13 protein-coding genes and 2 pseudogenes are annotated in these 15,096 nt (G+C 47.0%); 11 read left to right on the forward strand and 4 right to left on the reverse strand.

Features of this window, described 5'->3' with window-relative positions:
• Positions 1-61 precede the first annotated feature (61 nt).
• Complete coding sequence (locus tag NSTCB13_RS30795; protein WP_448265644.1) at positions 62-937, reverse strand: potassium channel family protein; 876 nt, start codon at positions 935-937, stop codon at positions 62-64.
• A 23-nt stretch (positions 938-960) separates the two neighbouring features.
• Positions 961-2,028 (reverse strand): AI-2E family transporter, encoded by a 1,068-nt coding sequence (locus NSTCB13_RS30800; RefSeq protein ID WP_448274831.1) that lies wholly within the window; start codon positions 2,026-2,028, stop codon positions 961-963.
• Between the two features lie 630 nt (positions 2,029-2,658).
• Between NSTCB13_RS30800 and NSTCB13_RS30805 the strand changes: the two genes are divergently transcribed.
• The 10 genes and pseudogenes from NSTCB13_RS30805 to drmC all read left to right on the forward strand — a co-directional run.
• Positions 2,659-4,410, forward strand: coding sequence for a response regulator (locus NSTCB13_RS30805; protein ID WP_448274832.1), 1,752 nt, complete (start codon positions 2,659-2,661; stop codon positions 4,408-4,410).
• Positions 4,388-4,627, forward strand: coding sequence for a response regulator (locus NSTCB13_RS30810; RefSeq protein WP_448274833.1), 240 nt, complete (start codon positions 4,388-4,390; stop codon positions 4,625-4,627). The genes NSTCB13_RS30805 and NSTCB13_RS30810 overlap by 23 nt, the downstream gene beginning before the upstream one ends.
• Before the next feature lie 51 nt (positions 4,628-4,678).
• A complete protein-coding gene (locus NSTCB13_RS30815) occupies positions 4,679-9,715 on the forward strand; it encodes a PAS domain S-box protein (protein WP_448274834.1) in 5,037 nt (1,678 codons plus the stop codon).
• 49 nt (positions 9,716-9,764) lie between these two features.
• Positions 9,765-10,148 (forward strand): response regulator, encoded by a 384-nt coding sequence (locus NSTCB13_RS30820; RefSeq protein ID WP_448275043.1) that lies wholly within the window; start codon positions 9,765-9,767, stop codon positions 10,146-10,148.
• A 230-nt stretch (positions 10,149-10,378) separates the two neighbouring features.
• Complete coding sequence (locus tag NSTCB13_RS30825) at positions 10,379-11,467, forward strand: glycosyltransferase family 4 protein (RefSeq protein ID WP_334720347.1); 1,089 nt, start codon at positions 10,379-10,381, stop codon at positions 11,465-11,467.
• A gap of 81 nt (positions 11,468-11,548) precedes the next feature.
• Positions 11,549-11,692: a hypothetical protein gene (locus NSTCB13_RS30830; protein WP_448274835.1), complete on the forward strand. Its 144-nt coding sequence runs from the start codon at positions 11,549-11,551 to the stop codon at positions 11,690-11,692.
• A 219-nt stretch (positions 11,693-11,911) separates the two neighbouring features.
• Positions 11,912-12,468 (forward strand): annotated as a pseudogene (locus NSTCB13_RS30835) (ISKra4 family transposase); the annotation flags it as partial.
• 230 nt (positions 12,469-12,698) lie between these two features.
• On the forward strand, positions 12,699-13,139 hold the full coding sequence (locus NSTCB13_RS30840) for a helix-turn-helix domain-containing protein (protein WP_448274836.1): 441 nt from the start codon (positions 12,699-12,701) through the stop codon (positions 13,137-13,139).
• Positions 13,140-13,210: 71 nt separating this feature from the next.
• Positions 13,211-13,750: a transposase gene (locus NSTCB13_RS30845; RefSeq protein ID WP_448274837.1), complete on the forward strand. Its 540-nt coding sequence runs from the start codon at positions 13,211-13,213 to the stop codon at positions 13,748-13,750.
• A gap of 24 nt (positions 13,751-13,774) precedes the next feature.
• Positions 13,775-14,266: pseudogene (gene drmC, locus NSTCB13_RS30850) on the forward strand (DISARM system phospholipase D-like protein DrmC); the annotation flags it as partial.
• Between the two features lie 43 nt (positions 14,267-14,309).
• Here drmC and NSTCB13_RS30855 read toward each other — a convergent pair.
• Positions 14,310-14,570, reverse strand: a complete 261-nt coding sequence (locus NSTCB13_RS30855) for a helix-turn-helix domain-containing protein (RefSeq protein WP_448274838.1) — start codon at positions 14,568-14,570, stop codon at positions 14,310-14,312.
• A 94-nt stretch (positions 14,571-14,664) separates the two neighbouring features.
• The gene (locus tag NSTCB13_RS30860; protein WP_448274839.1) at positions 14,665-14,790 is read right to left on the reverse strand and encodes a hypothetical protein; all 126 of its coding nucleotides are present in this window, start codon (positions 14,788-14,790) and stop codon (positions 14,665-14,667) included.
• On the opposite strand from NSTCB13_RS30860, the gene NSTCB13_RS30865 reads away from it, so the two are divergent.
• Positions 14,791-15,093 carry a hypothetical protein gene (locus NSTCB13_RS30865; RefSeq protein WP_448274840.1) on the forward strand — a complete coding sequence of 101 codons (303 nt, stop codon included), beginning with the start codon at positions 14,791-14,793 and terminating at the stop codon, positions 15,091-15,093.
• Positions 15,094-15,096 lie beyond the last annotated feature (3 nt).

Below are 15,096 nucleotides of genomic sequence, written 5' to 3' on the forward strand. Positions count from 1 at the left end.
ACTACAGTGTTTTGACCAAATAAACAACAATTACTGACTTATAGATGAGTTAGCAACCGCCTCAATCGAGGCTGCGTTCAGATAACCAATTTAGAATCAGTCCTGCAATAACGCCGGTGGTGAGTACACCTAAAACACCCAGTATTCCTGCAAGAAGCTTTCCTAGCCCGGTTACAGGTGCGATGTCACCATACCCGATTGCCACGGCTGTAACGATCGCCCAATACAACCCATCAAAATACGAGAGGAATTGTTGTGGCTGGCTCTGAAATATAGACTGAGCCGATCGCCCAATGTGTTGTTGAAGTGCTTCATTTTCAGCGTGAATAAATAGAAGGGGAAAGACAACCCCAATCAGTACAATTTGGAAGACGAGATAAATGTAGAGACAGCGGCGATTTTGATTGACTCGTCGCATTTCATAAAGGTAAGTGCGGTTTTTAAGCCGACAGAGTTCTGCATCGGTCATCGATGGCGACGTGGGTGCTAACTTTAACAGCCGAAACATCTTCTCGTGTGCCCCTCGCCGCTCATACTGCTGCAATGCGTAACGCAACAGGATTTGTTCTAGACAATGGACATGCTCTGCCATTGAATCGCTGTGAAAGCGAACGCTGTAAAGCAATTCACAATAATTGATCACTGCTTCCGGCGTTTCCCACTCTAACTCCGCAAAATCTTCTGATTCAATGCGATCGGCCAAAAATTGGGAAAACCGCTCTTCCCGAATGATTTCTGGTGCGTATTCCAGTGTCAGCAAAAAGGCTTTACGGATAGTTTGTGCAGTTTTTGTGTCCGCAGGAGTTAGGTCATCATACCAGTCGAGCAGCTGGTCTAATTGTTTGATGCGCTCTTGCGTACAAATCTTTTGACGGTTGCGACTCATCAAGTTCGCTATGATTTTCTTCTTTCGAGCAGTTTTAGGTATTTGAAGCATGACTCATCAAACTTGTTTTTCCTTTAAAGTTGCTGCACTTGTTGTTTCTCCAGAAGTGAATGATCTGATGTTGCAGGTGCTTCTAAGCCAATAACGGTATCCACAGAAGCGTTCCGAAGTTCGTGCAGGGTGTCTTTCACAAAACCAGCCAAGGGAACTGAAACAATGAGTCCTAACCATCCAAATAGTTTTGTGCCCATGAATAGCGCAATTAAAATCCAAGCCGATCTTAGTCCTGTAAAGCGACCAAGTAGCCGGGGAGCGATCGCCTGATCAATGATTTGGTCAATTAAAAGCGCCAAAGCAAACGTCTTCAAACCCAGGACAGGATCTTGGATAGTAATAATCAGACCTGTTAAGCATATGCCCAAAAAATCGCCCAATGGAATCAAGGTTAAAACGCCAATACCCAATCCAAACAGGAAAGCAAATGGAATCTTCAACAGCAGAAATAACACCATCATGGAACTTCCCATCAGAGAAGCTAACATGATTTGTCCAATGATGTAGTTCTGAAAATTTTGCTCAAGGGATTGTTCACACAACGTAGTGACGTGGTTAGGCATCCATTGAAAAATACCCTTCCAAATGCTTTCCCCATCCAGTAGAAAATAGAAGGTTAGAACGATCGTGAAAACAATATCGGTGGCGCTCCCAACCGTACTCATGGTTAAGGATAAAAGGGGATTGGCGATAGATTGTAAGCCATTCGAGGATAATTTTGTAATTGGAGTATCAAGCCGGCTCAAGCTCACGGGTAAATGTCGCTGTTCTGCCCAAACTTGCAAATTCTCAAGCCGTTGGTTGCTGGCTTCAATCCAATCTGGAATTGTTACCACGATCTGGCTGAGTTCTTCAATCAAACTAGGTATTAATGTAATCCCCAACCCCATCAGGATCAATAAGGTAAGGAGAAAGACAACAACCACTGCAACACTGTGTCTGTTACCATGCTGCTGAAGAAATTGAACGGGATAGTTCAGGATGAATGCTAGAAGTGCTGCCAGAATCACGATCGCCACCAGAGGTTGAAAGTACTGGAGCGTTTTGATCGCTAGCCAAGCATTTAGAATGAGGATTGGAAATATCATAACCATCAACCATCTTGGGCTGATGTGTTTTTGTAGGGTGTTAAACACAGGTTTGGAAATTAGTTTTGCTGCGATCGTTCATTCACCCATCTATTCCCTTTAACCTGGAATTTTATTTGTACGTTAATCCCTCATGTGTTAGATGCAACAGTTATTTGTTACATCTAAAAAAGAAGGATCTTGTTACTTAGCATCCACCAAGTAGCTGGATGAGTTGCTGAAACAATTCCACACTGCTTGTTGAATATGGATACTTCTACACCTTAGAAAGAGAACCTAAGGGCTTTCTGAGGAAATCATAGTCATTTGTCAATGAAATTATTCATAGCTGGGGCGTGAGTATCAATTGATACTACTGACGAAATATTACTTAACCTACCAACTGAGCCATTGACAAGAACCCATAAGTTGTCCGACTTGATTACAAGGCGTAAGTTGTCAAAATCGGACAAATTACGGCTAAAGTCACACCAAAGGACCACGTGAATACGATTTCTAATGCTTTAGAAGGATGAGGAATTGATAACAACCTGATAAAACGAAAGATAACTCAGTTACCTCTGAAATCTCTAACCTGGCGTATTCCTTCATATTAGGGATTTGCAAGACACAATCTGCAAGGTTATATGTATGAGACTTCTGATTATTGAAGATGATCGAGATACGGTAGCCGCCCTAGTCGACTTTTTGTCAGCCCAACTGTTTACGCTCGATGCAGCTCATAATGCCAAATCAGCAGTGGCATTAGTTGAGACGAGCCAGTATGACCTGATTGTGCTGGATGTAATGCTGCCAGGATTGGATGGCATTAGCCTCTGTCGACAACTGAGAACGCAGAATCAGCGTGTCCCCATTTTGCTACTGACCGCGAAGAACGATCCGGCAGACCGTGTGGCAGGCTTTGAGGCAGGAGCCGATGATTATGTCACCAAACCCTACGAGCGATCGGAACTACTTGCCCGAATTCGCGCGTTGTTACGACGAGGCGACACTGAGTTAACGGAGGTACTCTGCTGGGGCGAGTTGCAGCTTGACCCAAATCATTGTCAGGTAACTTACCAGCGTAAACCTCTACACCTCACGCCTAAGGAATACAAACTGTTGGAGTTATTTTTACGACGCCCACGTCGAATTTTTGATCGACAAACGCTGCTCGATCGCATTTGGTCGCTTGATGAATGTCCGGGCGAAGAGGCAGTCACTACCCAGATTCGTGGATTGCGGCGAAAGCTCCAAATGGCAGGGCTAACGTCTAATCCGATCGAAACCTTATATGGTTTGGGATATCGATTGAGATCATTGCCTGAGGAGCGGCAGGACGATGAAGAGATGAGAAAAAAAGGGAATGGCACTCTTCATTCCCAGTCTGACCATTCCCAGTGTGATAGTACTAGCGGTATGGATGCTGACTATACCGCAGCAATAGCAACAATTCAGCAGATGTGGCAAGAGTTTCAGGAGCGATTGCAGGAACAACTCGCAATGCTGGAGCAGGCGATCGCCCACCTCACAACAAACTCTCTCGACCCCAACCAGCGGCAGCACGCCCAAACCATTGCTCATCGGCTCATCGGCTCTTTGGGAGCATTTGGCATTCCACACGCAGCAGAGCTTGCCCGTCAGATCGAACGTGTTTTAAACTCCTCAACAGCTGCGTTGCAATCCGAGTCAGCGGCTCAACTCGAAACGCTGCTTCAGCAACTCCGGTGCATTACCCAGCGATCGCCTGTGTTTGCTGTGCCAAGTAGCGAAGACGCAGGGACACCGGAACTAGCAGACATGGGAGAAAAGAATTTATCCATCTCTCCCTCCCTCTCCGCGTCTTCTATAGTCTTTATAATCGACGACGACCCAAACATGCTTGAGCTAATGCAGGCAGAGGCTCCTAACTGGGCTGTTTATCTGGAAACTGCTAGCGACCTGATCAGTGCCCGTGAGCGGCTGCAATCCTGTACGCCGAATGCGATCGTGCTGGATCTTACCTTTTCTAACACCACCGAAAGCGGTTTAACCCTGCTGGCACAGCTTAAGCGTCAGTTCCCGACCATTCCGGTAGTGGTGCTGAGCGGGCAGGGTGATTTGAGCAAGCGCGTGGAAGTGGCTCGTCTGGGAGCGAATGCCTTTTTGCAAAAACCCGTGATGCCCTCTGAAGTGTTCCAGGTCGTCACTCAGCTTCTCAACCCGATCGAGGCGATCGCTGCCAAACTGCTGGTTGTGGATGACGATTCAGTCTTATTAACACGGCTGCAAGCCAACCTGGAACCGAGAGGGTTTCAAGTAACGGCTTTAGCAGACCCCAACTCTGTTCTGGCAATGCCTGGAACTGACCTGCCCGGATCTACTGCTGCTGGATGTCTCGATGCCAGGATTCAATGGTATTGAACTATGCCAGGTGGTCAAGAGCGATCCGCACTGGAGCCAGTTACCTGTGTTGTTCCTTTCCGCGCATTCCGATGCTAATACCCTACATCAGGCATTAGCCGTAGGAGCAGATGATTATGTCTTGAAGCCAATTGTAGAAGCCGATTTGATTCAAAGAATTTTGAAACGACTGGGACAACTATCTGATTCATTCACCGTTGTAAAGAGCAGACCCTAAGGAGAAAACAAGTGAACTGAGAACGGCTGTATTTAGAAGAGGAGCCATGCCATGACTAATGACCAGGCTGTGTTAGACCAACTGTTTGCAGGCGGCGGTGAAATGGGTGCGCTGATGCGATCGCGCTTCGCGTGTACCGAAGGTAACGCCGACTGGTCGCAAACCTCGTTAGGTTTACCTGAGCATTGGTCACAAAGCTTAAAGACTGCTCTTCGCATTGTGCTGACATCGCGCCAACCTATGTTGATCTGGTGGGGCGAAGACTTGATTAATCTTTATAATGATGCCTACAGTTCTTTCCTCCAAAACAAACATCCGGCAGCCCTGGGGCTTCCCGCTTCCCGCGTCTGGCCTGAGCTTTGGGATCAACTTGAACCTCGGATAGAATCGGCGATCCGCAAAAATGAGGGAACGTTTGACGAAGCGTCGTTGTTCATCATGTTGCGGAAAGGCTATCTAGAGGAAACCTATGTGACGTTCTCCTACAGCCCCATCCCCGATGATCATGGCGGCACAGGCGGTATTTTTTGCGCCTGTACGGACGATACCCAGCGCATTATCGGTGAGCGTCAGTTAGCGCTGTTGCGGGAACTGGCAGCCAGAACGGCAGATGCCCGTACTTTCGATGAAGTCTGCACTCTCAGTGCAAGCTGCCTGGAAACCGATCCTTACGATCTTCCCTTTGCGATGATTTATCTCATCGAGCCGGAGCAACAACAGATTGTTCTGGCAGGGACATCTAGTATCGATCGAGACCACCCTGCCGTTCCTCAAGCCGTTGCGTTTGACGATGATTCGATTTGGCAGCTTGCAGACGTTGTCAGAACCCAAAAAGCCTGCTTGATTACGGACTTGGAAGCTGCTTTTGACAACTTACCCACGGGTGCCTGGCAGCAAATGCCGCATCAAGCAGTTTCCATACCCATTGCTGCATCAGGTCAGACCGGAAAAGCGGGCATTTTGGTGGTTGGTTTAAATCCGTTCAGGCTGTTTGACGGCAACTATCGAGGATTCATCGATTTGGTTGCAGGGCAAATCTCAGCCAGTATTGCCAATGCGGAGGCTTACGAAGCAGAACGGAAACGGGCAGAAGCATTGGCGGAGCTAGACCGCGCTAAAACCGTTTTCTTCAGTAATGTCAGTCATGAATTTCGCACACCCCTGACACTCATGCTCGGTCCTTTGGAAGATGCACTGGCGAGTTTAGAGGAGCAGGGGAGTGGGAGGATAGATGAGACTCCATCGCCCTACCTACCCGCCGACTCACCGACTCTAAAACACCAACTCCAGGTTGCCCATCGTAACGCCCAACGCTTGCTGAAACTGGTCAATACACTGCTAGATTTCGCGCGGATTGAGGCAGGGCGGATTGAAGCAGCATACGAGCCAACAAACCTGGCGATGTTAACAACCGATTTGGCAGGGGTATTCCGCTCTGCGATCGAGCGTGCAGGTTTACGGTTATGGGTAGACTGCCCCCCGCTGCCTCAGCTTGTGTATGTCGATCGCGAAATGTGGGAAAAGATTGTCCTCAACTTGCTTTCTAACGCCTTCAAGTTCACCTTTGAGGGTGAAATTGTCGTCAGTCTACGATGGGAAGAGAGGAAAACGCTTCAAAAGTCGAGTCATGTCGTTCTAGAAGCGCGAGATACGGGTACAGGCATTCCCGCCGAAGAACTGCCTCATATCTTTCAGCGATTCCATCGGGTAAAGGGGGCAGCAGGACGGAGCTATGAAGGGTCAGGAATTGGATTGTCCTTAGTGCAGGAGTTGGTGAAACTGCATGGTGGCAGCATTCGGGTCAATAGCGTGGTGGGTCAAGGAACCTGTTTCACGGTGTCAATTCCGAGTGGATACAGTCATTTGCCAGGCGATCGTCTACAACTACAACACGGCGAAGCCCAACTCATTAATGCAGAGCGTTCATTTCCCTCAATCGAGACAAGAGCTAGCCCTTATATCGCGGAAGCGTTGCGCTGGCTACCAGACGAAAGGAGTGAACGGGGCGATGAGTGGATGAGTGAAGCGGAACACCACCCATCTACCCGTCCATCCATCTACCCGTCCACCCACTCACCCGCCCTCCCTGCTCGCATCCTCCTCGCTGACGATAATGCCGATATGCGCCACTATGTGAGGCGTTTATTGAATCAACAGTATGAGGTAGAAGTCGTGTCAGATGGAGTCACCGCATTAGCCGCCATTCGGCAGCAGATGCCCGATTTGGTTTTAACCGATGTGATGATGCCTCGCCTCGATGGCTTTGGATTGTTACAATCGCTCCGGGCGAACCCAGACACTCAACAGATTCCAATCATTCTGCTGTCTGCCCGGGCTGGAGAAGAGGCGCGGATTGAAGGACTGGCAGCCGGAGCGGATGATTACCTGATCAAGCCCTTTTCGGCGCGGGAACTGTTGGCGCGAGTTGAGGCAACGCTCAAGATGGCTCGGATGCGTCAAGAAGCGGCGCAGAAAGAGCGGGAACTGCGGCTGATTAGTGAGGCGGCTCAACAGCAGGCTGAGGATGCCTACGACCGCATTAATCGGTTGCTGGAAAGCATGACGGATGCGTTTACTGCTCTCGATCGCGACTGGCGGATTATCCACCAAAACGCGGCAGCGCAACGAATCAACGGTAAACCACTTACAGAAGTGCTGGGAAAAACACATTGGGAGGAATGGCCCGCATCAGTTGGTAGCCAACTAGAGCATCAGTACCGACGGGCAATGGCGGAGCAGATTCCGGTTCACTTTGAGCATCACTACTACTTGCTGCCCAGGTTTGATGTCTGGCTGGAGATTCACGCCTACCCTTCTGAGGAGGGGCTTGGCATTTTCTATCGAGATATCACGGTTCGCAAGCAGTCTGAGGAGGCACTGCGTGTCGCTCACCAACGCCTGACGTATCACGTCATGAACTCTCCACTCGCTGTGATGGAGTTTGATTCTGAATTGCGTGTAGTGCAGTGGTCACCGCAGGCGGAAAGCATTTTTGGGTGGAAGAGCCAGGAGGTGCTTGGCAAACGCCTGATCGATATGGGATTTGTCCATGCTGAAGATGAAGCAACCGCTCGCCGAGAGGTCATTGCACCCCTGGTGAATGGGGATACACAATCCAAAACGATGTATAACCGCAACTATACCAAAGATGGCTCAATCGTTTACTGCGAGTGGTATAACTCTGTCTTGAGGAATGAGGCAGGTGAGTTGATATCTATCCTGTCACTTGCCTTAGATGTCACCGAACGCAAACAAGCAGAGGAGACACTGCACGAGAGCGAAGAGCGGTTCCGGGCGATCGTCAATCAGGCAACCGCAGGCATTGCCCAATGCAATATGTCAGGTCAATTCATCCTGGTCAACCAGAAATATTGCGAGATCGCAGGATATTCCAGGGAAGAGCTATTACACAAGCGGATACAGAATATTACCCACCCTGATGATTTACCCCACAACCTTGATTTATACCAGCGTCTTGTCACCCAGAAAACTGACTTTGCTGTCGAAAAGCGTTACATCCGCAGTGATGGCTCTGAAGTTTGGGTCAACAACAGTGTGTCACCCGTTCGTGATGCCTTCGGACACATTCAATCCATAGTTGCGATTGTGCTGGATATCAGCGATCGCAAACGAGCAGAAATTGCCCTCCAGGAAAGCGAAGCCAAATTCCGAGCTGTTTTCGACCAAATGTACCAGTTTCTCGGCTTGCTCACCCCCGATGGAATGTTGCTGGAAACCAATCAAAATCCACTCACCTTCGCGAACGTTGAGCGTGAGGCTGTCATTGGCAAACCGTTTTGGGAATTCCCTTCCTGGAATGCCACCGCCGAACTTCAGGAAATTGCCAAAACGTTAGTTGCTCAGGCTGCCGCCGGACAGCTTTTCCATCAAGAAGTCAACCTTTTCGATGCCAGTAACAACCTCCACACCTTTGATGTATCCGCAAAACCCATCTATGCGATCGAGACCCATCAAATCCTCTGGACGATCGTTGAGGGGCGTGACATTTCTGCCCAGGTGCGTTTGCAAAATGCCCTGCGCCAAGAACAGGAGCGATCGCTCCTGCTAATCACCAGCAGCGTAGACGGCATTGTTGCCTTTGATGCTGATGGCTGTTGCACTTTCTGGAACCCTGCAATGGAACAGATGACCGGACTGCGGCAGGAAGATGTCATGGGCAGACGTGGAGTAGACGTGTTTTCCGTTTTCCTGGACGCTAAAACATTGCAAGGCTTTCATCCCGGCATAGAAAAAACCGTCACGACCTTCGACTTTCACTTTACCCACCCCAAAACCAGACAGCGCCAGTGGATTGAAGCCCGCTATTCGCCGCTCAACGGCGGCAGTGAGACGCATAACGGCGGGCTACTGACGGTGCGGGATGTCACTCAACAGCGTGAGTTAGAACGGATGAAGCGTGAATTCATTTCCATCATCAGCCACGAAATTCGCACACCGCTTTCCTCAATCCGGGGGGCGCTGGGACTTGTGGCAACCGGAGTTTTGGATGACGATCCCGAAACAGCGAAAGAGATGCTGGGCATTGCCAACAACAACATCGAGCGATTGGTGCGACTGGTTAATGATGTTCTGGCACTGAACCGATTGGAGTCAGGACAGGTGGAACTGAAAAAGCAATGGTGTGAGGCGGCGACGCTTGTGCAACAGGCATTCTCCAGCGTGCAAAACTTGGCAGAAGCGAACCAGGTTGATTTGCGATCGTCCACTGGAAACATTCAGGTTTGGGCAGACCCGGATTGGCTAGTGCAAGTGCTAGTGAATTTAATTAACAATGCCGTCAAATTTTCTCCTGCCGGAACCACCGTCTCCGTTAATGTAGAACCACAACCTCAGCAGGTTTTATTTCGAGTGACCGACCAGGGACGGGGCATTCCAAGTGAGAAGCTAGAAACCATCTTTGGGCAGTTTCAACAGGTTAATATGTCTGATTCTCGCCAAAAGGGGGGGACAGGATTAGGGCTGTCAATCTGTCGTCTGATTGTGCAACGGCATGGCGGACACATCTGGGCAGAGAGTGAATTAGGGAGGGGCAGCAAATTTTACTTCACGCTGCCAATACCAGACTAAATTTCCACGATCAAACGTGTTCCAACTCGATGGAGTAACCCTAAATGTAATGTCCTATTTTTATGGCGATCGATGCATTCTTGTCGTTGACGACGAACCTGAACTAAGCCGCATTGTTAAAGTTACGCTAGAACGACTAAAGGGTTGGACGGTCATAACATCTGAGTCTGTACAAGCGGGACTAGAGCAAGCAAAAGGGCAGCATCCTGATGTGATTTTGCTGGATCTCAATCTGGATGGGGAGGGTCTGGCTCTGCTGCAAACTTTAAAGACCAACCCAATCACGCAGTCGATCCCAGTGATTTTGTTCACTGCAACCGACCCGTCAGACGATCGGCTAGAATTGTCCCCTTTCGACCTTGCTGGAGTCATCTTCAAGCCGTTCAATGTTTTGCATCTTGCCGATGAAATCATTAAGCAGTTGGGGTGGTAATTCCCCTATTTGGAGGCGAATCTTACTAATTGACGGAAGAGGGATTACACGAAGGCTTTCTTGTATCAAAGTAAAAATTTTCTATTCCGAATTTCCTTATAAACCGCCTCAGAATTTCCTCATCAAATGCTTATCTTTCAGCGTTAGCGTGGCAATCAGAGTTCCTAAAGCAGATCCTGCTTGGGTGGCTTTAATAAACATTTCAGACTCAGTTTTTAGGAGAATCACAAATGCGAATTGCTCAAGTTGCCCCTTTAGGAGAGCGCGTTCCTCCCTTAACCTATGGTGGCACTGAACTTGTTGTTGGACTGTTGACGAATGAGTTAGTCCAGCGAGGACATGACGTTACATTGTTCGCCACAGCAGATTCAATGACTCTTGCCGAACTGGAACCCAGCATTTCAAAATCTTTCCGGCAGTTAGGAATATCGCCTCACGAGGCGCAGATATACAACATGATGCAACTCAGCAAAGTCTACGATCGGGCAAACGAATTTGACATCATCCATTCTCACATCGATTTTCAAGCCCTGCCCTATGCCAATCTGGTAAAAACCCCGACAGTTCACACCCTTCATGGGATTTTTGCCCCACTGATAGAGCAAATGTATGTGAACCATAAACACCAAAATTTCATCAGTATCTCTAACTCTCAACGCCGCATGGATCTGGAACTAAATTATGTAGCTACGGTTTACAACGGAGTTGACCCAACCACCTTCATCTTTCATCCAAAACCCGACGATCCACCATATCTGGCTTTCCTGGGACGAATCTCGCCTGAGAAAGGAACCCATTTGGCAATTGAGATTGCTAAACGAACAGGTTGGCACTTAAAGATCGCAGGAAAGATCGATCGCGTCGATACGGATTATTACGAGCAGGATATTAAACCTCATATTGACGGTAAGCAAATTGAATTTTTGGGGGAAGCAAACCATGTTCAAAAGAATGCCTTGATGGGGGGTGCCGTCGCAACTCTCTTTCCCATCGCTTGGCAAGAACCCTTTGGACTGGTGATGACCGAATCAATGGTCAGTGGAACGCCCGTGATTGCGATGGCGATGGGTTCTGCACCAGAAATCATTACTCATGGCAAGACTGGTTTTCTTTGTCATACCGTTGAGGAGTGCATCGAAGCGTTGGCGAAGGTTGCCGAAATCGATCGCCATGCATGTCGCCAACATGTAGAACAGTGCTTCAGCTTAAATTCTATGGTGGATGGCTATGAAGCAGTCTATCAGAACGTGTTGGCAGACCAATTCAGCCGCAACGGTCGGCTCCAATTCAGCTCTGTTGTACGAATGGCACTAAGTTAAGCGCGACCACTACTTTCATCCGATAGAAGAAAAAAGCCTCTAAGGGAGGTAAAACAGGTTTTGATCCCTCAGAGGTTCATAATGTCTATCCCCAATATCCCTAATCGAGTGCAGATTCTCAAGCAGAAATTTACCAACAGCCTGGGACTGCCCTTTCAAGACTTATTGCCAGAGTCCACCATTAGAGAAATTTTGCAGGAGTTGAAGATTAAATACCGCCGATGATTGCAGGGAAAACGCACCTTATTTCTTAACCAAAACCAAAAGCATCTCAAAATTATCTAGATAATTGTAAAAGTTGCTAATATATAAACAAAAAAAATACCAAATTCTTGAAATTACAAATCAGCTTATATTAAATCAGATAAATCGGGAGCATCTCAGTTTTTTGCAAAGAGGGCGGAAATCAGTCAGGATAAGTAAGACGAGTGTATTTATCTACCGATGACTCCAAAAAAAAAGCAAGCACTTCAAGAACATATTCAGGCGATGCCTACGGCGGGCTACGCCAACGCTAAAATATTGTACGAAGACACATCACCAGAAAGGCTAACTAACTTAGCAGGAATTGAAGAAGCAGTAAGAAGTCAAATGCAGAAGCACGTCATGCCAGAAGTAGGGGTTTTTTTATCGAAACGGTTACGAGCACAAGAGCAGGGTATAAAAGACGACTAAAAAGTATTTTGGGAGAATTGCCAATCACAAGTAAGCAAGCGGAGAAATTGAAAGTTGCTTCTAGCAATCAATTGAGTCCGTATCTGGAAATTTGCTGTCTCCGAGTAAGTGCCAATGTTAGCTATGAAGATGCAGCAGCAGATATCGAGTATTTTACAGGCGTGCAAGTGTCCTGCGGCAGTCAACAACGATTGGTACATCGCCAGAACTTTGACTTACCGATGCAAGAAGACACGGTTGAAGAATTAAGTGTTGATGGTGGAAACAAACGCGATCGAACTCCTAAAGGTCAAATATGTGCATGGCTTGCTATAAAGCGATTAGCTTTCCCTCCCCTTCTGTTGATAATCCAAAATCTGCACCTTCCACCGCAGTAGTGCATCTTTGCTCATCACCAGTGTCTCTGCTCTAGGTGCTGGTGTGGAGGTCATATCTGAGAATAAGTTTAGTTGATTTGGTTCGGTGGTCATGACTGGGAGTTACTTTGCCAATAGATTAAGTAGGTCAACCCAAAAAAACGTAAGATAGATAGAGTGCAGAAATTAAGTGATAGCTGATGCCTAGCGCGTTAAGAATAATACTAACTGCTGAAGAAGACCTAACACTAAAAGAACTCACTTATGCAGATAAAGTACCACGTCGAACCAAACAAAGAGCGATCGCTTTGCGCCTCAATGCCCACGGATGGAATGTACCTCAGATTGCAGAGTATTTAGGTTGGGCACAACAAACGGTCAGGCAGACAATAAAACGCTGGGAATTTCAAGGGTTAGGAGGTTTATGGGAAGCGCCAGGACGTGGAAAAAAAAGAACTTGGCAGGAAGAAGATTGGCAAGTAGTAGAAGAATGCTTGGGACAAAATCGCCGTTACAGTGCTCGGCAGCTAAGTCAAAAGCTATTTGAGGAACGACAAATTGAACTAGGAGCCGAACAAATCAGGCGACTACTCAAAAAAAGGGGTGGTGTTGGAAACGTATCCGCTACTGTCCGGCTTTAAGTCTGAATGCAGAATATTTACAAGCTAAACGCCAAGATTGGGAATTACTCAAGCTATGGGCACAATTAGGATTGGTTTGTTTAAAGTACTTGGATGAATCTGGTTGTTACTGCACTAGTCCCACTGATTATACTTATGGGCGTAAGGGAGAGCAAAAACGTATTCGACAAAATAGACGACGCGGTAGGCGAATCAACATCTTCGGTATTTGGCAACCGAAATCAAGTTTTGATTACGCTTTGATGCTTGGAACATTGAAAGCACCAACCTATGTCCAACTCATGGATTGGCAAGCGAAAATTGCTGCACACCGCTTACTAGAAACTGGACAAATTACCGTAATCATTCACGATAATGCCTCTATTCACAAAAGTCTTTTGGCTCGCCAGCAGCATCAACGTTGGCAACAGCAAGGGTTGTACATCTTTTTTCTACCTCCCTATAGCCCACAAATGAATCGCATTGAAGACGAATGGTTGCATCTCAAACGTGATGAGCTTGCCGGCCGAGTTTTTGACGATGAATATGAATTAGCTATCGCTATTATTGAGGGTATAGAAAATAGAGCCGTGCAAGGTCAGTACCAAGTTGAACGTTTTATGTTTAATTAGGTTGACCTACTTACTAGCGTTGTTGTCCGCGAATTGTTTAGCAACGCGAAGAAAAGTGTTCTCATCTCCAGTTTTGCCATTGATAAAGGCGAGAAAGCACGGAAATTATTCCAGGTACTTGCAGAAGGCATGGATGCTAACCCGGAATTATATGTACAGATGTTTCTTAACATCCAACGCCCTCATAACAGTAAAGTAGCAGAGTCAATTTTATTGAGAGAATTTGCAGATACCTTCCGCCGAGATATTTGGATAGGAAAAAGACTACCAGAAGTGTTTTACGATTCGCGATCGCTGACAGTGGATGTTAAGCAAAAATCATCTCTCCATGCCAAGTGCATTGTTGTAGATGAGGAATTTGTGCTGATTACATCAGCTAATTTTACGGAAGCCGCCCAGGAACGCAATATTGAAGCAGGTGTACTTCTCACTGAGTCAGCAACAGCCCAAGCGTTGCGCTTGCAGTTTGACAGTTTGGTGTCTCACAAAATCCTACGTCCTATTCCTGGGATGTGATTATTTAAGCGATCACCTACGGTGCAGTGTAAATCCATCGCACTCAAACTATATCAACCTGAGAAATAACATTTCCTTCACCTTCATCTGATACAAATTCCAACAGTTCTCCTGGTTGACAATTCAACGCTTTACAAATGCCATTCAATCGTTCCGGCGCTAGTCTTGGCATTTCATCAACCTTACGTAATCTATAAATTGAGTTTTCAGTTATACCTAGTATCTTAGCTAAATCCTTATTCTTAATCCGCTTTCGCGCCATCACTTCATTTAATTTCCAACGAATCACTTGATTCTCAGACATACACTACATCACCAGTTTAGTCGCTGCTAGATGTAGATTTATCTACTTGTTAGTAGCTTACTTTACAAGTAGATTAATAACATTCTAAGTTTTATTAATCTACGCTTGACGTAATTCTACGCGTCACGTAGATTAAATTGTAGACAAAAATAAAAGCGATCGCTCTCCGGGAAGAGTCTGCGATCGCTCTTTGTAAAACCCCATCGCTGAGGTTATTCACATGATTACACAAGAGGCATTTGACGACCAAACTTTGATGCCATCAGAGTTTGAGGACTACGTGGACGAGCTAACTGACCCAGCACCACCAGAAATAGAGATTGATTCTATTACCGATGATTTTGGAGAACTTTATCGAGTTTGGAACGGTTCGCAACTGCTAGGTACTTTTTATCAAAATCTTGAGGGTAAATGGGTAGCCCAGCCGTGTAATAGGGATGAAAGACCCTGTTTTGAGACTCCTTTGCAAGCGCAGTTGATCATCATAGCTGTTAATGGCTTATTGGTGGCAGATGTAGCCTAACAG

Source organism: Nostoc sp. DSM 114160 (assembly GCF_053470305.1).